The 18,750-nt window shown below is 59.5% G+C and carries 20 protein-coding genes; 12 read left to right on the top strand and 8 right to left on the bottom strand.

The features are described 5' to 3' along the window. Positions 1 to 49 precede the first annotated feature (49 nt). The 3 genes from WLZ34_RS06050 to WLZ34_RS06060 form a co-directional block, all read right to left on the bottom strand. Positions 50 to 643 (bottom strand): YiiX/YebB-like N1pC/P60 family cysteine hydrolase, encoded by a 594-nt coding sequence (locus WLZ34_RS06050; RefSeq protein ID WP_434731145.1) that lies wholly within the window; start codon positions 641 to 643, stop codon positions 50 to 52. Between the two features lie 344 nt (positions 644 to 987). Beyond that, positions 988 to 1,731: an ABC transporter ATP-binding protein gene (locus tag WLZ34_RS06055; protein ID WP_434731146.1), complete on the bottom strand. Its 744-nt coding sequence runs from the start codon at positions 1,729 to 1,731 to the stop codon at positions 988 to 990. After that, positions 1,721 to 3,214: an ABC transporter permease subunit gene (locus tag WLZ34_RS06060; protein WP_434731147.1), complete on the bottom strand. Its 1,494-nt coding sequence runs from the start codon at positions 3,212 to 3,214 to the stop codon at positions 1,721 to 1,723. Before WLZ34_RS06060 ends, WLZ34_RS06055 begins: the two co-directional genes overlap by 11 nt. A 77-nt stretch (positions 3,215 to 3,291) precedes the next feature. Between WLZ34_RS06060 and WLZ34_RS06065 the strand changes: the two genes are divergently transcribed. Both WLZ34_RS06065 and WLZ34_RS06070 read left to right on the top strand, forming a co-directional pair. Beyond that, positions 3,292 to 3,783: an AAA-associated domain-containing protein gene (locus WLZ34_RS06065; protein ID WP_238529004.1), complete on the top strand. Its 492-nt coding sequence runs from the start codon at positions 3,292 to 3,294 to the stop codon at positions 3,781 to 3,783. 62 nt (positions 3,784 to 3,845) lie between these two features. After that, positions 3,846 to 6,179: a plasma-membrane proton-efflux P-type ATPase gene (locus tag WLZ34_RS06070; RefSeq protein WP_434731148.1), complete on the top strand. Its 2,334-nt coding sequence runs from the start codon at positions 3,846 to 3,848 to the stop codon at positions 6,177 to 6,179. Here WLZ34_RS06070 and WLZ34_RS06075 read toward each other — a convergent pair. Further along, positions 6,176 to 6,994, bottom strand: a complete 819-nt coding sequence (locus tag WLZ34_RS06075; protein ID WP_434731149.1) for a hypothetical protein — start codon at positions 6,992 to 6,994, stop codon at positions 6,176 to 6,178. The two genes, WLZ34_RS06070 and WLZ34_RS06075, sit on opposite strands and share 4 nt — an antisense overlap. A 66-nt stretch (positions 6,995 to 7,060) precedes the next feature. Here WLZ34_RS06075 and WLZ34_RS06080 point away from each other — a divergent pair, with 66 nt between their 5' ends. Then, entirely contained in the window at positions 7,061 to 8,452 is a 1,392-nt protein-coding gene (locus WLZ34_RS06080) for a pyruvate carboxylase subunit B (RefSeq protein ID WP_434731150.1), read from the top strand. Here the strand turns inward: WLZ34_RS06080 and WLZ34_RS06085 are convergent. Continuing rightward, on the bottom strand, positions 8,449 to 8,973 hold the full coding sequence (locus WLZ34_RS06085; RefSeq protein WP_434731151.1) for a DUF488 domain-containing protein: 525 nt from the start codon (positions 8,971 to 8,973) through the stop codon (positions 8,449 to 8,451). The genes WLZ34_RS06080 and WLZ34_RS06085 overlap by 4 nt on opposite strands. After that, positions 8,951 to 9,490 (bottom strand): macro domain-containing protein, encoded by a 540-nt coding sequence (locus tag WLZ34_RS06090; protein WP_434731152.1) that lies wholly within the window; start codon positions 9,488 to 9,490, stop codon positions 8,951 to 8,953. Before WLZ34_RS06090 ends, WLZ34_RS06085 begins: the two co-directional genes overlap by 23 nt. 65 nt (positions 9,491 to 9,555) lie before the next feature. Here WLZ34_RS06090 and WLZ34_RS06095 point away from each other — a divergent pair, with 65 nt between their 5' ends. The 5 genes from WLZ34_RS06095 (at position 9,556) to WLZ34_RS06115 (ending at position 14,284) form a co-directional block, all read left to right on the top strand. Then, on the top strand, positions 9,556 to 10,098 hold the full coding sequence (locus tag WLZ34_RS06095; RefSeq protein WP_434731153.1) for an LOG family protein: 543 nt from the start codon (positions 9,556 to 9,558) through the stop codon (positions 10,096 to 10,098). Positions 10,099 to 10,151: 53 nt separating this feature from the next. Next, positions 10,152 to 10,538 carry a HEPN domain-containing protein gene (locus WLZ34_RS06100; protein ID WP_434731154.1) on the top strand — a complete coding sequence of 129 codons (387 nt, stop codon included), beginning with the start codon at positions 10,152 to 10,154 and terminating at the stop codon, positions 10,536 to 10,538. A 358-nt stretch (positions 10,539 to 10,896) separates the two neighbouring features. Next, entirely contained in the window at positions 10,897 to 12,144 is a 1,248-nt protein-coding gene (locus WLZ34_RS06105; RefSeq protein ID WP_434731155.1) for a dicarboxylate/amino acid:cation symporter, read from the top strand. Between the two features lie 81 nt (positions 12,145 to 12,225). Beyond that, positions 12,226 to 13,047, top strand: a complete 822-nt coding sequence (gene proC / locus WLZ34_RS06110; protein ID WP_434731156.1) for a pyrroline-5-carboxylate reductase — start codon at positions 12,226 to 12,228, stop codon at positions 13,045 to 13,047. A 583-nt stretch (positions 13,048 to 13,630) separates the two neighbouring features. After that, positions 13,631 to 14,284, top strand: coding sequence for a DUF973 family protein (locus WLZ34_RS06115; RefSeq protein WP_434731157.1), 654 nt, complete (start codon positions 13,631 to 13,633; stop codon positions 14,282 to 14,284). Positions 14,285 to 14,553: 269 nt separating this feature from the next. On the opposite strand, the gene WLZ34_RS06120 is transcribed toward WLZ34_RS06115, so the two are convergent. Next, entirely contained in the window at positions 14,554 to 15,597 is a 1,044-nt protein-coding gene (locus WLZ34_RS06120) for a SufB/SufD family protein (RefSeq protein ID WP_434731158.1), read from the bottom strand. Between the two features lie 109 nt (positions 15,598 to 15,706). Then, entirely contained in the window at positions 15,707 to 16,432 is a 726-nt protein-coding gene (locus WLZ34_RS06125) for an ATP-binding cassette domain-containing protein (protein ID WP_434731159.1), read from the bottom strand. A 109-nt stretch (positions 16,433 to 16,541) separates the two neighbouring features. On the opposite strand from WLZ34_RS06125, the gene WLZ34_RS06130 reads away from it, so the two are divergent. From WLZ34_RS06130 to WLZ34_RS06145, 4 genes are all read left to right on the top strand, one after another. Continuing rightward, entirely contained in the window at positions 16,542 to 16,985 is a 444-nt protein-coding gene (locus tag WLZ34_RS06130; RefSeq protein ID WP_434731160.1) for an ABC transporter permease, read from the top strand. A 93-nt stretch (positions 16,986 to 17,078) separates the two neighbouring features. Then, on the top strand, positions 17,079 to 17,528 hold the full coding sequence (locus WLZ34_RS06135; protein WP_434731161.1) for an NUDIX hydrolase: 450 nt from the start codon (positions 17,079 to 17,081) through the stop codon (positions 17,526 to 17,528). A 96-nt stretch (positions 17,529 to 17,624) separates the two neighbouring features. Continuing rightward, positions 17,625 to 17,912, top strand: a complete 288-nt coding sequence (locus WLZ34_RS06140) for a hypothetical protein (RefSeq protein ID WP_434731162.1) — start codon at positions 17,625 to 17,627, stop codon at positions 17,910 to 17,912. Beyond that, positions 17,909 to 18,742, top strand: a complete 834-nt coding sequence (locus WLZ34_RS06145; protein ID WP_434731163.1) for a QueT transporter family protein — start codon at positions 17,909 to 17,911, stop codon at positions 18,740 to 18,742. Before WLZ34_RS06140 ends, WLZ34_RS06145 begins: the two co-directional genes overlap by 4 nt. Positions 18,743 to 18,750: the final 8 nt, after the last annotated feature.

Here is an 18,750-nt window from a genome sequence, read left to right on the forward strand (position 1 = left end):
GGGGGACCGCGGGGAGTGCCCTGGTCTAAAAAACGGGTGTGAGGTGGGCCTAGGCCGTCCAGACGGCTACCGGGTAGACGTCGTTGTCCATCGCTATCTCGTCTGGTGCGACGTTGTAGCCGTACCTTAGCGTGAAGCCGGGGTTGGCGTCTATGTCGGGGCCTCCCGCGGCCAGGTAGCTGGCCCATGCGAGCTCGCTGCAGTAGTAGCTGGGCCCGTAGACCTGCTTGCCGCCGGGGTACACCAGCCAGCCGTAGTCGTATGGCTTACCGAGCTGGGCGAGCGCGAACTGAACCGCCCTCTGCCTCACGTAGTCGGTGGTCTTGACCCTGAACAGGCCCACTGCAAGCCTGTTGGACACGACGGAGGAGACGGGGCTTATCTTCACCCCGTACTCCGGAGTAGCCTCGACGACGTACCCGTTACCTATGTAGATTGCTACGTGGTGCCAGTAGCCCGCTATCTTCATGTACCAGGAGTCCCCCCTCACAATGATTATGTCCCCCGGCCGCGCGAGGGCGAGTAGCACGTCCAGCGGCACCGTGACGTAGCCCCCGCCGGTGGACAGCGCCTCGACCCTAGCCGGCAGCACTAGTAGCGACAGGGCCACCATGGCGACTACGAGGACGAAAATACGCCTCATGGCGACCCCAACACCTATATACCTGTAAGGTCCACACGTATATAAACTTACACAAACTACACCAGAGCAGCGGGAGTCTAACCGGGGACAACGGTCGTACTCGGGGTGCGCAAGACCACCGTGATGTGGAGAGATAGACTACACAATGGCTACCCCGGGTCTAGGGCTGGAGTGGAAGACGTTAAAGACCTCCTCCTAGAACAGACTAGAACATAGGTGTGCGGCAAGCTTAGAGAGCGGCGTTGAGGGTCTCGGGTAGCACAGCCACGCGTACCGGTCTACAGTTCGCTGTGGCCTACGTAGCGTGTGCTCGGTGGGGGTGGGGGAGAGAATCGGGCCCCCGGCTAGCTGACGTACTCGTATATCCTGTCCACCAGCTCCTGCACCTCGGGCATCTTCCTGCTCCTAGGCCTCTTGATGTCCAACTTGACGTCCTTCACGATCTTCGCGGGCCGCGGCGACAGGACTATGATCCTGTCCGCCATCAAAACTGCCTCCTCCACGTTGTGGGTGACCATTATGATCGCCTTCAGGGGCAGGACGCTGGAGAGCCAGAGGTCGAGCACCTCGCTCCTCAGGGTCTCCGCTGTAAGCGGGTCGAGGTTGGAGAACGGCTCGTCTAGTAGGAGGAAGTCGGGCTCGACCGCGAGCGCCCTTGCTATGTTAACCCTCTGCTTCATCCCCCCGCTCAGCTCGTTGGGGTAGAAGTCCTCGAACTCCCCCAGCCCCACGAGGGTCAGGGCCCTCCTGGCCTTCTCCCTGGCCTCGCCCTCCCCTACCCCTCTGGCGAGCAGCGGCAGCGCTACGTTGGATAGGATCGTCATCCACGGCAGGAGGGTGGGGAACTGGAAGACGAAGCCTACTCTCGGCTCGTGCCCGAGGTGGAACTCCACGGTCCCGGAGTCGGGCTTCTCCACGCCGGCTATGATCCTGAGGAGGGTCGACTTCCCGCAACCGCTGGGTCCCAGTATGGCAATGAACTCCTCGCCAACGTCGAAGCTTATGTTGTCCAAGACCAGGACCTCCCTGCCGGAAGCCTTGTACTTCTTCGTCAGCCCCCTGATGCTGAGCGTGAGCTTAGTCGACAACTGACCTCGACCCCATCCTAGCGAATAGCCTGCGCCAGACGAGCCTGTTTAGCAAGACTATCACGAGGCTCATGTATAAAGCTACGAACAAGACCCCGAGCGCGTCGCCCCCCGCCGCCAGTTTGTCTATGAGGCTCCCCACCCCTCCCATGTCTACTTCGAAGTTCTCGAGTGCGATGTACTCTGCGGCTATAGAGGCGTTCCAGGCACCCCCCGAGGCGGAGAGTAGGCCTGCTAATATAGAGGGGAGCATGGCCGGTATGAACACCGACTTGAAGTAGAGGAACCCCCTCACCCTGTACACGTCCGCCAGCTCGATGACGTCCCTCTTCACGTACTGGAGTCCGAAGATCATGACGTTGAAGTACACGTACCACAGGGCGCCCTGGAGGTAGACGAAGAACATGACGAACCAGGGGGCGATGTGGGCGACAGGTAGTAGTAGAGGCCACCATATCACGGCCGGGATCGACGACAGGAGCTCCCCAGCCGTACAAGCGGCCAGACCCGTGGCCCTCCTCCTGTGCGATAGGTACGCGAGCGGGAGAGATATTAGTAGTGAGACGAGCACTACAACGTAGACTCTGACCAGCGTCAGCCAGACGTTGCTCAGGAACATGTCCAAGTATTTGACCATGTTATCGTAGAATGTGACGGCGGAGACCCCGGGTAGCTCCAACCGGGGGCCCAGCAGAGCGGCCGGGATTAAGGCCGTGGCGGTGGGTAGCGCGAGCCTCCTGGAGTAGACCCAGAGTTTCAGGACAGCCCTTACTACGAGCCTCCAGAAGAGCCTCGTAAGCTTCTCGAGGGAGTCGTAGACCGCCGCCACACCAGGGAGTATGGCGAGCCCCGTGTACTTCACCACGGCCGGGTTCCAGAGGAGTATGTAGGTCGCGAGGATGACGGCGAATAAGACGGCTATGCCAGCCGCGAAGGCCTGGGCGTCCCCCCTGTTCGAGGCGTCGAATATGAAGCTCCCCAGCCCGACCAGCTTGAGGGTCTGGGACCCCATCGAGATCACCTCCGCGCTCGTGAGGAAGAACCAGCCGCCCGCCCAGGATATTATGCTATTGGAGAGGAGAGACGTGCGCGAGGCGGGGGCGTACACCAAGGCCACCTTGAGGGGGAGCGGTATCCTGTACACGCTGGCCATCAAGTCGAAGGAGGGGTCGAGAGACTTAACAGACGCGTACACGCCGAAGATCATGTTCCAAACCAGGCTCGTCGTTATCAGGACTACAGCGCTCAGCTCGCCCCCCACACCCGGGCCCAGCGCGTAGACCAACACGGATAAGACGACGGGGAAGAAGCCCAGTATGGGTATGGACTGGAGGACGTCTAGGATGGGTAGGAGAACCGTCTCGACGACCCTGTTCCTGGCCATCGCGATGCCCGTGAACAGGGCGATCAAGAGCGATAAAAGGTATGCCGCGAACATCCTGTAGAGGCTCATAAGCGTTGCCACGACGAGCTCCGGGACCAAAGCCCGCACCGTTCCATGTTGTCAAGTTTATTAGGATCCAGAGCGTTTAATATACTCACCGGGGTGCTTAGAGGGGGTTGTCACAAGATACAAAGAAGATCGTGCTACCGTACTACCTAACACCTGACCACCTACTCGGCCTTGTTGAGGCCCTCCACAGCTTGGGCGGGAAGGCAGACCCCATGAACCTGGGGGACCTGCTAGGCGAGAACATCGACATACTGCCCCACGTAATCGACGTTGCGGAGAGCCTGGGGCTTGTCGCGATCGCCCCCAACGGCGACGTGGTGCTCACAGAGCTGGGCGAGAGGATCGTGACGGGCAACATAAAGAACGTTAAGAAGTTGCTGAGGGAGAACGCCAAGAGGGTAGAGCCGCTTAGCACGCTACTCGACGTGCTCTCCAGGAGGAAGGTCATAACCTCAGACGAGTACGAGAGCGTTCTCTCGCAGTACTACCACCTCCACTTGAACGACGCTAAGCGGAACATACTCCAGTGGGGCGCCTTCCTCGGCCTTTTCAAGATGGACGCGAACGACGAGTACGTGTACCTGCTCCACTCGAAGTAGGCTCTTAACCTCTTCTCAATATTATTCTACTCGTTGTATACGCGGAGTAGAGGTGGCTCTACTTGAGCAGCCTACGCGGGCTTACAAAAGCCGAGGTTGAAGAGAGGATCAAGAGGTACGGGCTCAACGTCGTACCGGAGAAGAAGGAGAGCCTCATCAAGCTCTTCCTGAAGAAGTTCACGGGACTCACCCCCTACACCATCGAGGCGGCAGCCGCTATATCGTTCGTGCTGGGGAGGTACGTCGACTTCACCGTCATGGTCGCCCTCCTACTCGTCAACGCTGTGATAGGCATTATACACGAGCACAGGGCCGAGAAGGCTGTAGAGCTCCTCAAGTCCAAGCTGAGAGTCGTTGTGAGAGTCCTGAGAGACGGGGAGTGGACCGACGTCCCCGCCGAGTACATAGTGCCTGACGACGTAGTCAAGCTGAAGCTGGGCGACGTAGTCCCGGCTGACGGGGAGCTCGTCACCGGCCACCTGATCGTCGACGAGTCCGCCTTGACGGGCGAGTCCCTCCCGGTCGACAAGAACCCGGGCGACAAGGTGTACGCGGGTAGCACGGTACTGAGGGGTGAGGGGGTAGTCAAGGTCACCGCGACGGGCGTGTCGACGAGGTACGGGAAGACGGTCGAGCTAGTCCAGGTCAGCAAGCCTAGGCTGATTATAGAGGAGATAACTGCGAGCATAACCAAGGGCCTCCTGGCCGCCGACGTCTTCTTCATAGTCCTGGTAGCCATAAAGCTCGTAATGAGCAGGACGAGCTTCCTCGACCTACTGCCCTTCACGCTAACCCTCCTGATAGCCTCTATACCGATAGCACTGCCTGCCATGACCACTATAACACTCGCGCTGGGGAGCATTGAGCTGGCGAAGGCGGGGGTCATCGTGAGGAGGCTGGAGGCGATAGAGGCGGGATCTATGATGGACGTGATATGCCTGGACAAGACGGGTACGATCACCGAGAACAGGATAACGGTCAGGGAGGTCGTACCCCTCTCCAGCGAGTACTCCGAGAGAGAGGTCCTACTCTACGCTCTGCTGGCGTCCGAGGATGACAGTAAAGACCCGATCGACAGGGCCGTACTAGAGGCGGCCAAAGAAAAAGGCGTCTCCAAACAAGGCGTCGAGGTGCTGGAGTTCAGGCCCTTCAGCCCAGAGACCAAGAGGACGGAGGCAGTAGCGAGGGTCAACGGGGTAGAGGTACGGGCCGTTAAGGGGGCTCCTCAGGTACTCGCCGAGATGGACGAGAACTTGGACAAGTCGAGGTACGAGGCGTTGATCAAGGGGATGAGCAGTAGAGGCGAGAGGCCCCTAGCAGTGGGGGTCGAGAAGGGCGGCGTCTTCAAGGTCATCGGTCTTCTAGGTCTATACGACAAGCCCAGGGACGACTCACCGCTCTTCATTAAGGAGATCAGGGAGATGGGCGTCAAGCCCATCATGATAACCGGTGACAACGTCTACGTGGCGAAGACGATCTCGGGGGTCGTCGGTATAGGCGGGAGAGTGGTCACGCTCAAGGGGGTGCCCAGGGAGGAGATACCGAGCCTCGTGGAGGGCATAGACGCCTTCGCAGAGGTGATACCCGAAGAGAAGCACGACATCGTGGTCGCCCTGCAGAAGAAGGGGCACGTAGTAGGCATGACGGGCGACGGCGTCAACGACGCCCCCGCACTGAAGAGGGCCGACCTAGGCGTGGCCGTGAGCAACGCCACAGACATCGCGAAGTTGTCGGCGTCGGTGGTCCTCACAAAGCCGGGGCTGAGGAACATCGTTGACATAATCAAGCTCGGCAGGATGGTCTACAGGAGGATCGTTGTCTGGTCTCTGAACAAGGTCGTTAAGACGTTCCAGATCGTTTACTTCGTCGCGATATCCACGCTCTTCCTCGGTCTCCCCGTTCTCACGCCGACCCACATGATACTCATGTTGTTCCTCTACGACTTCGTAACCCTCTCGATCAGCACCGACAGGCTGAGGCCCAGCAAGAGGCCCGAGAGGTGGAACATACGCAAGCTGGTGACAATATCAGTGGTGCTGGGCCTCGTGAAGATTCTCGAGCTGTTCCTGGCGCTCTACATCGCGCTCGACTACCTGGCCCTCCCGCTCGACCAGACAAGGACGTTTGTCTTCTACGTCCTGCTACTGTCAGGGCTCTTCAACATACTCAACTTCAGGGAGACCGGCTGGTTCTGGAGCAGTAAGCCCAGCCTACCAGTGGCCCTCTCGATAGTCGGCGACATGATCGCGGGGACTTTACTAGTCTACCAGGGCTGGGTGATACCCGCGATACCGCCGCACGCTGTGGTGGTGGGCTTCACGTACTCGGTCGCCGTGACGCTCGTGCTGACAGACGCTGCGAAGATAACGGCGTTCAGGCTCTTCGGGGCCGTCTAGGCGGCCTCCCGCTCATGGAGGAAGAGCTTTTTAAGGTCTCCGAGTCTGTTGATAGCGGTCAACAAGGCTGACAAAAGCCCTTCCAGGCTCATGTCCCTAGCCCAGACCACGGCCTCTCTCAACTTCTTGCTAACTAGGACGGGTAGGCCCTCCGGGGCCACGACAGCCCTCCCGCTTCTCAGGCACTCCGAGGCCGCGAGAATAGAGTGTATCGACGTGGAGGGGGTGAGGCAGATGCTAGCCGACCACGCGACGTCGCCGTAGCAGTCCGTGACAACGTAGAGTACGAGCGGGCTTGCCTTCGCAGCCCTCGGGGGGACCGGGGATGCCACTATTGCTAGCCCGAGCCTGTTCTCGGACAAGTAGTCCGCGAGCCTCTCCAGGTCGCGGGGGTCCCCGCCCGCAACGACGACTACGGGCGTGAGCGGGTACGGCTGGTGCCTTCCCCCTACCCTGAACACTACTGCGGACGGGTTCAGGCGCACAACGCTGCCGAGGGCCGCTGACAGGGCAGCGTAGTCCCTCCAGGAGTAGACCTCCACCCGGGTGGAGGGGGAGGTCAGTCTAAGCAGCGCGACGAGCAGCCCGCGTAGGAGAGGGTTCCCCCCGGACAGGCCGCCCCTTGCCGGCGCGACCACGATCTCCGCCGGCCTCCCCTTGGCAAGTAGCTCGAGGGCTAGGGCCAGGGCAGACCTGAGACCAGGCTCCACGATCACCACTCGCCGGCGCCTCCCCACACGTCTGCCGGGGGCCTCCTCCCAGGCTACAGCCTCGCAGGCCCCCCTGTCGGCCAGGCAGACCGTGTCCAACGGCAATACCTGTTTTTATCTAGGGCCGGCATAGATATATAACACCGCGCTGTGCGGCTCCGGGTGCTATACATGGTCGAGATCGTCGACACAACTCTTAGAGACGCCCACCAGTCCCTGATCGCGACGAGGTTGAGGACGGAGGACATGATCCCCGTACTGGACCTGATCGACGGGGCGGGCTTCTACAGCATCGAGATGTGGGGCGGGGCAACGTTCGACGTCATGCTGAGGTACTTGAAGGAGGACCCGTGGGAGAGGCTCAGGCTCGTCAGGGAGAGGGTGGGGAAGACCAAGCTCCAGATGCTCTTGAGGGGCCAGAACCTCGTGGGCTACAGGCACTACCCCGACGACGTGGTCGAGAAGTTCGTGGAGCTCTCCTACAAGAACGGCATAGACGTCTTCAGAGTCTTCGACGCCTTGAACGACGTCAGGAACATGGCCGTCAGTATAAGGAAGGCCAAGAAGCTGGGGGCGGTCGTTCAGGGGACTATAACCTATACCGTGAGCCCCGTCCACACCCTCGACTACTACTTGAAGCTCGCCGAGGAGATCGCGAGCCTCGAAGTAGACCACATCACGATAAAAGACATGGCGGGCCTACTAGACCCCTACACCACGTACAACCTGGTCAAGGAGATCAAGGCGAGGCTGAAGATCCCGGTAGACGTACACAGCCACTTCACGGGTGGGCTGGCCATAGCGAACTACATCAAGGCGGTTGAGGCTGGGGCCGACTTCGTCGACACCTCGATAAGCCCTCTGGCCTACGGGACGGGTCAGCCGGGTATACAGTCCCTCTACTACGCGCTACCAGCCGAGTGGAAGCCGAGGGTGAACATGGACGTGATAAGGAAGATATCCTCCTACCTCGAGCAGGTCTTGTTCACCAAGTACAGGGACCTCCTGGACGCCAGGGTCTTCATGCCCGACCCAAACGTGCTGGACCACCAGATCCCCGGCGGTATGATCACCAACTTCATGCAGCAGCTCAAGCAGGTCGGCGCTGAGGACAAGCTACAGGAGGTCCTAGAGGAGGTCAGGAGGGTCAGGGAAGACCTGGGCTGGCCGCCCCTAGTCACGCCGACTTCGCAGATTGTGGGCGCACAGGCCCTCCTCAACGTGGTCAATGGCAGGTACAGCGTGGTCACGAAGGAGGTGAGGGAGTACGTGAAGGGGATGTACGGGAGACCACCGGCTCCGATCAAGCGGGAGGTCATAGACGTAGTGTTGAAGGGTGAGAAGCCGATCGACGCCAGGCCGGCGGACCTGTTGAGGCCAGCCCTCGAGGAGTGTAGGAGGTCGCTCGTTGAGCAGGGCTTCAACCCGAGCGAGGAGGACGTGGTGACCTACTGCATCTTCCCAGACATCGCTCTCGAGTTCTTCGAGAAGACGAGGGGGAGGCCGAAGTCCAAGGTCGAGAGGGCTGTCGAGGAGCTGTACGCAGAGGTGCTGGGCGCCTAGCCCGGCCCCACACTGAGGTAGGCGTAGCACGGGGTCGGCTCGTGCCCCCGGGTCGAGCCCCCCACTACGTGCACTACGGTGAAGCCTAGGTGTGCGAGGTAGTCGGCGATAAACTGCCTGTGGCAGAACCTAGGGTCCCTCTCGCGGCATAGCAGCGCGGCCTTCCTCTCCGAGGCCAGGCCCGCGAGCTCCCTCAGCGCACTCCGCGCCTCTTCGCTGAAGACGAGGTAGTTGACGTACGAGTTGAAAGTCGGCGAGTCGACGCACCTGAACCTGCTCTCGTACCTGATGCCGAGGGCGCCTAGGGCGCCCATCCACCTGTACTCAACCCCCTTCTCCCCCAGCGCCTTCTCGAGCTCGGGTCGGGAAAACCCCGGTACCCTACTGCGAGGGAACCTTCGGACGTCTACTACCAGCTCTACGCCCAGCCTCCTCAGGACCGCTACTAGAGACTCCGGTGTCAGCCCCGAGTAGCCAATGGTGTAGACGACCCTACCCCTACCCGCACTTGGACCTGACAACAGTCTCGACTCTCCTAGCCGTCTCTTCGTCGCGGGCGTACAGGTACACGGTGACAGGCCTGTCGATCGACAGCAGGGCCCTCAGCATGCTCTCCACGCTCTCCTCCGGGCTCAGCCCGCCGACACCAGCGCCCATCAAGGGTAGCGCCACCCTGCTCAGGCCCAGCTCCTTCACCAGCCTGGCAACAGCGGAGGCCGCCCTGTGAACGTTCTCCGCGCTCGACGAGCCTCCCGGCCTCTCGACTGTAGGGGCGTGGATGACGTACCTGACCCTCAGCCTCCCCGCGCCCGTCGCGACGGCCTCGCCTATCGGGACGGGGGCGTGCCTCCTGGCCTCCTCCTCGATCTCGGCCCCGCCCCTCCTCTTGATCGCCAGCGCGACACCGCCGCCCATGATCATGAGGGTGTTGGCCGGGTTGACTATGGCGTCACCCTCGAACTCGGTTATGTCGCCGCTGACCACCTGGATCGTCACGTAGCCGGCCCGGCAGGTGTAGGTCAGGGGTGCCACCTCCATAGTTCTCTCTCAACCAGAGTAAATTAACCTCTCTGGGCATTTTCTCTACCGGGGACTGCAAGGGCATGTACGTAGGTGTCGCCGCACATAGCGGCGAGCCCAGCGTAGAGCTCGCTAGAGTAGCCAAGAGGTTCGTCGAGCTACTCAAGGAGAGGTGTGGCGTGGAGCACAGGATCGTAGTGGGCGGGTACTGGGGCCTCATGAAGACCGTGGTGGACGAGGCCCTATCCGCGGGTTTCACCGTGATCGTCCTCCCCCCAGTGGAGGAGGAAGACGCCTCCTTCCCGGACAGAGCAGTGGTCGTTAAGACAGGGCTCTCGTTCAGAGGTAGGAGCGTCGCCCTGGTAAGGACCTCCGACGTGCTGGTGGTTCTGGGCGGGGGCTCCGGTTGTCTCCAGGAGGCCGTGACCGCCTACACGGAGGGGAAGCCGGTCTACGCCCTGGTATCGACAGGGTACCCGACGGACGCCATATCACAGTGGCCCGAGTACTTGGACGACAGGAGGCTAGCCCCAGTCAAGAAGTACCGGGACGTCGATGAACTGGTGAGAGACCTCTGCCTGAACGAGCAGGAGAAGAGGAAGAGGGCTAGAGCCATATATGGCTGACGAGGCTAGGGGAAGCTCCGCGGCTCCACCGGTCCCACTACGCGGTGGCAGGAGTGGTAGCTAGCCGGGACCCGACCGAGTTCTGGGAGCGGGCTCGAAGGCTACTGGAGGACGTGCCGGGCCTGATAGACAGAGGCGAGTACGACCGGGCGGCCTACTACGTAGCCGAGTACGTCAGGCTCGCACTCACGGCGAGGATACTCGAGGTGACAGGATGTCTAGTGGACTCTTACTCGCTGGTCGGCCTAGCGGCCACTCTCGCGGAACACGACCCCGCCGCGAAGAGGCTCGTAGAGGACCCGGTTATCCTAGTGGAGCTCTCGCGCATCGAGAGGGTGTTTGTCGTCAGTAGGTTCGGTGGAAGCGGATTCACCGAGGACGAGGCCAGGAGAGTATACGAGTTCGTTAAAAGGGCTCTCTCACCCGTCCTCGGGACATGACATACCCCTAGCCCCGGAGAATCGTGGGTAGAGGGTTACCCAAGGTGAGGGATGGGAGTAATTAGGCCTAAGACCAGACCCGTGGTCCACCGCTGCACGGGTAGAGCGTGATGGGTAACTCCCACTAGCTATGAAGCGATGGAGATGATACCGGCAAACAACAAACCCGTGAACCGTTCATGGCGAAACCACCACCCTTAGGGGCGGGGAGGAGTTCAGAACGGCGACTGGGTGGAGGACCAACGACGCGGATCACCACCCTATATCCAGGTCAGAATTAGGGTGGGAGGAGGCGCCGTGCGGTTTTACCCCTTTATCAGGTATATAACTAGGTGTAAATAGGATCTATTTTTGTAAGGTGAGCATAGACATGTCAGTCAAGAAAGGCTACGGGATTTTAATCGCTATAGCTATTGCCTTCGTGCTAGGTCTGCTAGTAGGGTACATCCTGACACTCGCTATCCCCGAGACTGCGACAAGGGCGTCCGTGGACTCGTGGTTCAAGGCTCTCGGCGACATCTTCGTGCGATTGATCAGGATAGTTATACCCGTGCTGATATTCTTCACGATCGCAGCCGCCACTGCCTCGATAGCAGATGCCAGGAAGCTTGGCATAATACTGTTCTGGATGCTAGTCCTCTACATAGGCACATCAATTCTGGCATCGTTCTGGGGTTACCTGGCGGGCGTGTTGTTCCAGCCGGGGGTCGGGGTGGGACTGACACCACCCGCCGGTTATAAGCCGCCGACTCCCCCAACCGGCGTCGACGTACTCATGTCATTCTTCCAGCTGGACTTCAGCAACGTCCTCACAGTAGGCGGTTCCATGACAATGATCATATTCGCCATGATACTCGGTGTCTCGACACTATTGCTCGGCGAGGAGGGTAGGAGAATTGCGGGCTACCTGAAAATCGGTAGCGACCTCAGCGTCGCGACAGTCAGGGTGATAATGTACTACGCCCCCATAGCGATCTTCGGATACGCTGTCTGGCTCATGAGCGAGTACGGGGCGAAGATGCTGGGGGCCTACGGGAAGTTCTTGGTAGCCCAGTACTCGTTTACGCTGATGCACTTCTTTGTGGTATACTCCCTGCTTGTGGCCCTGGGCGGTCTCAACCCCGTGAAGTACTTCAAGGCGCAGTCCACGCCCTTTATCGTGGCCTTCACTACGAGGAGCAGCGCTGTTACGCTACCTTACAACATGGAGGCGTCCAGGAAGATGGGTGTGCCGGACTACATATACAACATCACTCTACCAATCGGGGCGACGGTGAACATGGACGGGACAGCCCTCTACCAGGCCCTCAGCGCGATGTTCATAGCGCAACTCTTCGGCATCCCCATCCAGCCGTACCAGGTGGGGTTGATCATCGCGGCTGCGACCATAGGTAGCGTTGCCACAGCCGCCATACCGGGCGGGGGGACAATAATGCTCGCCTACGTCCTAGCCACTGTGGGGCTGCCGCTGGAAGGCATAGCAATTATGATGGTCATCGACCCGTTAGCCGACGCCATAAGGACAGCGATAAACGCGAGCGGCGACAACGCCTGTACGGTCCTCCTCACGAGGATTATAGGCGAGAAACTACAGCCCCAGATATAGTTTTTTCTTACATTCACGTTTATATTCCAGTCCTAGAAATATACACCGCCTGTACACGCTCGCCTCCACGGGTGCGGTGTATTGAGAGTGGCGGTGATAGGGGCGGGTAGGATCGGATCTGTGGTCGTGAAGTCGCTGGTGAGGTGCGGCTACAGTGAAATCGTGGCGACGGGCAGGAGAGACGAGACTCTCAAGAACGCGGCCTCCCTCGGCGCAGAGGCGACCCGGGACAACGACTACGCCGTCTCCTCCAGCGACATCGCCTTCTTGACCGTGAAGCCGCACCACTTGCCAGAGGTCGTCAAGTCCGTTAAGCCGGCTTCGTGGGCTGGCAGAACCGTCGTCTCCTTCATAGCCGGCGTCCGGCTAGCTACGCTGAAGAAGGCGATGGCTGAGGCGGAGGTGTACAGGGCTATGCCCAACCTTAACGCGGAGGTAGGACTGAGCTCTACGGCCGTTGCCCAGGGCAGCCGTACGAGGGACATGGCCATCGTGGACAAGCTCCTCAAGTGCATGGGGAGGGTGTACTGGGTTCCCGAGGAGTTCCTCGACGCCTGGACGGCGCTCGCAGGCAGCGGGCCGGCCTTCATAGCCGAGATCATAGACGCGCTGGTGCTGGCAGGGGTCCTCGTGGGCTTGCCGAGGGACCTCGCCTACAGCGCGGCCCTCGACGTTCTGGAGGGGACGAGCAGACTACTGCGGGAGTCCGGTACACACCCGTTCAAGCTCAGGGACGACGTGACGACCCCCGCGGGCACCACTATAAGAGGCCTTATAGCCATGGAGTCCGAGGGGGTTAAAGCAGCCCTCATGAAGGCGGTCGAGTCGGCGTACAGGAGGTCGCTGGAGATAGGGGCGGAGATAGACGCGAGAGTCAAGAGAGAACTCGGCATCGGCGACTAGGGGTATGGTTACCGCGTACTAGCACCCGTCTAGCTTGGTCTAGAACCTACGGGCCCGTGTATGAGCGTGTAGTTGTGGGAAAACTTAGATGAAGGGATCGGCGTAGCCGTGTCGGGCGGAGACGACTACTGTACAACTGCTAGCCAATAGTCGGGAGGGGTGTTTTAGCAGACATAGCCGGCGGCCTGCTGGGGTCGTTCCCTGTCTAGAGCTAGGCTAGTGCGGGCTCCGACTACGTAACCGCGGTAGTCTTGCTCGCATTGTGTAGGCCTGGGTGTAGGGGTAGCGGGTTGTTCAACGGGGCTGAACAGTCTATTCGACTAGCGTCTTATGGTTACCAGGCGACGACAAACCCCGTGCGTCTAGTCCCCTGGCCGACAGTACCGATGCCCACTCATAAATACGGCATTAACATGGGCGGTGACGTGGTCTAAAACCTGTTAAACATCGAGTACGCATTTCTTGTCTCCTAAGGATATCAAGTGTACAATCCAACCCGCCCTCAAGGCCCTTCGCGTCTTCTTACTCGGCACAAACTATATTATTTATACCGCCTTTTGATTAAAGTGGGAGAGGTGGAAGAGTGACCGTAGTATCCAACCCTCAGGCCGAAGCGTTTGAGACGATGCGGAGAGGAGTGCTGTTCCTGCTGATCGCCTGGCTTCTTATAGGTATCGGGCTGTCGCTCACCCTCTTCGGCGTGTTTACGGGGGCCCTCTTAGCTCCACGCCACTTGGGGCTCGGGTTAGCTGGAGCCATGGGCGCCTTAGTCGCCATGATCGTCGTGGTGATCGTCGGGGCTATCATAGCCCTCGTGGGGTTATGGGGATATTTCGTACCGGGCGTAAGGAAGCTTGCGGAGATTAACCCCGAGTTCTCCACATCGGCGACCTTGATCAGGGTCGGGCTCTACTACGGGCTCATATTGCTCCTGATAGGGGCTCTCTTGGTAGTGTTCATCGTCGGGATACCTATCATGTTTATAGGGGTCATACTAATCATCATAGGCTACATCGGCCTGATAATACTCTCCTTCAAGCTGAACGACGTCGAGAAAAACGCCCTCTACCTGGCCGCCGGGATACTCTTCATCATAGCGATATTCGCCTCGATCGCCGGATTCGTAGCGTGGATCCTGCTCTACATCGCGCTGGGAGACAGCATAAAGAAGGCGAGACAGGCCCCACCGCCGCCAGTCCAGCCCCAGCCCACAGGACCTCTACCCCCACCAGTCTAGTTTTTTTCCAAATTCACCGCCTCGTATCTTCACCGTGTACTTACTAATTTGTTCTTGTTACCATACTACGTGCTAAACCCTATGGATACGAGAACAGGGCCGCCGATCACGTTGGGCTAGCCGACTTACTGGACTCTACATGGGGGACCGTACCGTCAACCTGAATTACGAATCGTGAGCGTAGTATGAGCCTACCCCTTGTCTTGGGACGGGGAGACTAAGGGCTGGCCGATAATTTAGAAAGCAATAGGATGGCTGGGCGGCTGTCTTCAGAACGACTTCTCGACAACTAGCTTCTCGACGCTGCTGATGATCCCCCTCACCTTAGGGGGAAACACGTTCTCCTCGACGCTGATGAACCCCTTCACGAGGAGGCTGACCGCCTCGTCTCTCTTGAAGCCCTTGCTCACCAAGTAGTTTACCTCCTCCTCGGCCAGCCTGCCGATGGATGCTTCGTGTGTGAGAGTCGCGTCCAGAGTGTCCGAGGACAGCTCGGGGACCGCCAACATGTAGGCCTTTTCGGATAGCATGAGCCCCCTGCACTCCAGGTGCCCCTTCGACCCCCTACCCCTGGCGTGGAGCCTGCCACGCGTGACTACTCTCGCCTCCTCCCTAGCGAGGGCTTTCGACACAACCTCGGCGCTCGCCTCGTCCCCGTTCAAGTAGACCGCGCCCCCGTAGTCTATGGACGCCTCCCCTAGGCCGAGTATAATCGAGTAGACCCCCGCTCTAGCCCTCGTGCCGAGCGTCACCTCGGGGTAGCTCTGAAGCGTCCTCGCTTGGGACAAGTTAGCGTAGTAGTTGAGGTAGTAGCCCCCGTCGCCTACTACAACGGCCGTCCTAGGCCTGACGTGAGAGACGTGGTTCCAGGAGTGTACCATTACGAAGGTGAGCTTCGCCCTCTCGCCCACGTAGAACTCCGATATCCCGATGTGGACGCCGACATTCTCGGGGGCTATAGTGCAGCCCGTTGTGACGACGGCTTCGGCCCCCTCCTCGACCACCACGATGTTGTGCGGTGCCTGTATGCCCCGCGTACTTAGGAAGAGGCACGCCAGTATAGGCTCCTGTAGCCTCGTGTTCCTCTTAACCCTGATGTAGTAACCCCCCCTCTCGAGGAGCGCGGCCGTGGCGGTGTACTTGTCCCTCGCCGGGTCTATCAGCCTCCAGTAGTACTCCCTCGCCTCGTCGGGCCTGTTCTCGACGAACTCCCCCGTCGTCATGATCTCCACGCCGCTGAACCTGCTCAGGTACTTGAAGTAGTTCTGGTCGATCTGGAGGTAGTAGGCCCTACCGGACGTTGTGAACCCCACCTCCTCTGCCCTGGCGGGGTCGAAGTCTCCTCTCCCGATAGCCTCTGTATACTCTGCCAGGTCGACGTCGTCGCCGTACGTCGCCGGCTTTGACAGGGCGGCGCGGGCTCTAGACCTGATCTCCTCTAACCAGCCCCTTGAAGCCGTGCTCGAACACCTCCTCCACTAGTTCAGGGCCCCCGCAGTACTGTATGCGCCTGTTCAACATCAGGCATACTCTTGTAGGCCTAATGTACTTTGATATCAAGGCGCTGTGGGTCACAATGAGGACCGACCTCGAGACACCCATGAGGGCCCTGATCCCGTCAGCGATCACCTTGACGGAGTCAACGTCCACACCGCTGTCCGGCTCGTCTATTAGGCCGACCTTCGGCCTCATCGCGAGGAGCGTTGCGAGCTCGACCCTCTTCAGCTCTCCGCCTGAGAAGCCCCTCCCGAAGTCCCTGTCCAGCAGGTACTGTATTTGCAGCGCCGAGGCTATCTCGTCGGCGGAGCACTTAGTCCTGGAGCAGATGGCCTCTAAGAGCGCCCTCACCCTTAGGCCGCTCAGCTTGGGGGGTAACTGGTGCGCGAGGCCGAGCCCCCTAGAGACCCTGTACTCCATGGGCTTCCCCGTCAAGTCCTCGCCTTCGAGGAGGACTCTACCTCTCACGATGTTGTAGCCGGGGTAGCCGACGATGCTCCTTATCAGAGAGGTCTTGCCAGTACCGTTAGGCCCGAGCAGGTAGAGTACCTCCCCCTCCTCTAGTGCTAGACTCGTGTTGTCGACGACGACCTTACCGCCCGCCTCAACCGTCAGGTCCTGTACTTCGAGGAGGCCCATAGCACCACTCACACAAACCTATGTATTCGTCATATCATTAAACGTTATATGCTATGAGGGTGTTTATTGAGCCCCTATAGACCTTCTTGTGGGCAGAAGCTAGCTCGGAGAAAGGCCGTACTTGTTCAGGACGCAGGCCGGCCTCGCAATCAGAGCCTGCGGTGAGAACCCCGAGGTAGCCGACTCTGTAGGCGTGAGAGTCGAGCTGGTCCAGACGGCGGCCTCAGCAATAGCCGGGGTTCTCACCGGCTTGGCAGGGGCTTTCTTGAGCATCGACTGGAACGCTGGGATAACGAAGCAGATCTCGGCCGGTAGGGGCTTCATAGCGCTGGCCGCAGTAAACTTCGCCAACTGGAATCCTATACTCGGGATAGCGGGGAGCTTCCTCTTCGGGTTCTTCTGGGTTCTCGGCGAGTGGATGAAAAACATTGGGTGGCTCAAGGAGATCATACCGGTAGACCTCTTCAACACGATCCCCTACGTGGCTACACTAGTAGTTGTAGCAGGGGTCATCGGTAAGTCCCGGCCGCCGAAGTACGTGGGAGTGCCCTACAAGAGGGAGTAAGCCCGCAGGCGCCGCCAGGCTAACCCGTTTTTACCCCTGTGAACGGAATAGTCTCCTATCAAGGCTGTGAAAAGGCCGCGTGGGTGCATCCCTTTGCCCCGCGAGTACCCCGAGTACGCGATAGCCTCCGTGGGCGCTGTAGTGGTCAAGGACGGGAAGATACTCTTGGTCGAGAGGGGCTACCCTCCCGGTGTAGGCTTGTGGTCTATTCCGGGCGGGGCGATCGAGGCCGGCGAGTCAATTCTAGAGGCGGCTGTCCGGGAGCTCGAGGAGGAGACCGGGCTTAAGGGGAAGCCGGTGGGCATAGTCTGGGTGTCCGAGTCGATTGTGAGGGACGACGGTAGGGTCAAGTACCACTACGTGATAGTAGACGTCCTCTTCGACCCGGAGACGCTGAGCGGCGAGCTGAGGCCCGGCGGAGACGCGAGGAGGGTGGAGTGGTTCGACCTCCGCGAGGCTGCGGAAAGCAACCTGGTCACCCGCTCGACTAGGAGGCTGGCAGAGGTTCTACTAAACGGGGGCGCCCCCTTAATCAGGATATAGCCGCTTACTTCCTATAAGCGGTACATAGACCTGTGTAAACGTTTATATTTTCTACCTACTCAAATATATGACTAAGACACGTAAGGTGGATGGCTCTTGATGCAGGACATCGTTCTACTAACGATAGGCGTCATCGTCTTAATAATCGGGATCTCGCTTTACCTTGCGAAGAAGCGGGGTGGGCTGGTGCTGCTGGCGCTGGGCGCGTTGTGGCTCTTCGCCATGCTCGTATACTACGTCTACTCGACGATGGGCTTCTACGCGGCTGTGGGCCTGAACCAGAGCTCTATGGGCCCAGCCGTCACGACAACGCTAGGCTTCATAATCCTGATAGTGGGAATAGCCCTGGCCGTTTACGTGGCTAGGAGGGGTGGTAAGAAGTGAGCGGGAAGGGTGCCGGTCTCTGGACTCTTAGCATAGTCATAGGCTTGCTGTTCGCCGCCTTCTTCATCTACGTAGCGTACGACATCGTGAGCAAGGGGCTCTCGAACTGGCAGCAATGGATCATCTCGCGGCCGTTCATAGCCCTGGGTAGGGACTTCTGGTTCGTCGTCGCCGGGATACTCTGGGTGATCGGTACAATAATATTCTTCATGGAGGTCTCCGGCGACACTATCGACAGGAACTTCAGGATAGTCAAGAACAACGTGAAGTGGGACGCAGTAGACGTCACCGTGACGGCTCTCTCCGCAGCTATCTACGGCGGCTCGCTGGCCGCTACAGGCGGTATCCCGATAATCCCCGGCTTCACGTGGTTGAGGCCGGGCAACGCCCTCGCACCGCTCTTCGGCATGCTCTTCGGCGTACCCGGCGCGCTCGGGACTGCAATAGGCAACTTTATAGCGGACGCGCTCACAGGCTACCTCAGCATCGGCAGTATCGGCGGGTTCATAGGCAACTTCATGATAGCCTACCTACCGTACAAGTTCATGAAAGACCACAGCTTCAGGAGCCCGAGGAGCATAATAGAGTACTACATATGGGGCGCCGTCATAGGGAGCATCTACGTAGCGTTGTACATATCCTGGTGGCTCGACGCCCTAGAGCCGGTGATAGGGCTGCCGAGACCGCTGATATGGGGTTGGTTCGCCCCCTGGGTCATATTCAACGACGCCATCGTGACGTCGACCATAACACCCATACTAGGCTACCTACTGTACCCCCCGATCAAGATGAGGGGCCTCTACTGGAAGGACAGGGTCGGCCTACCTTAAACACATTT

It is taken from the genome of Thermogladius sp. KZ2Tp1, from assembly GCF_051131135.1.
GTDB lineage: Archaea > Thermoproteota > Thermoprotei_A > Sulfolobales > Desulfurococcaceae > Thermogladius.

Excerpts from the sequence above, each read along its gene's own strand:
- WLZ34_RS06050 (WP_434731145.1), bottom strand. The coding sequence starts at position 643 with ATGAGGCGTATTTTCGTCCTCGTAGTCGCCATGGTGGCCCTGTCGCTA.
- WLZ34_RS06080 (WP_434731150.1), top strand. The coding sequence starts at position 7,061 with ATGGTCGAGATCGTCGACACAACTCTTAGAGACGCCCACCAGTCCCTG.
- WLZ34_RS06090 (WP_434731152.1), bottom strand. The coding sequence starts at position 9,490 with ATGGAGGTGGCACCCCTGACCTACACCTGCCGGGCCGGCTACGTGACG.
- WLZ34_RS06095 (WP_434731153.1), top strand. The coding sequence starts at position 9,556 with ATGTACGTAGGTGTCGCCGCACATAGCGGCGAGCCCAGCGTAGAGCTC.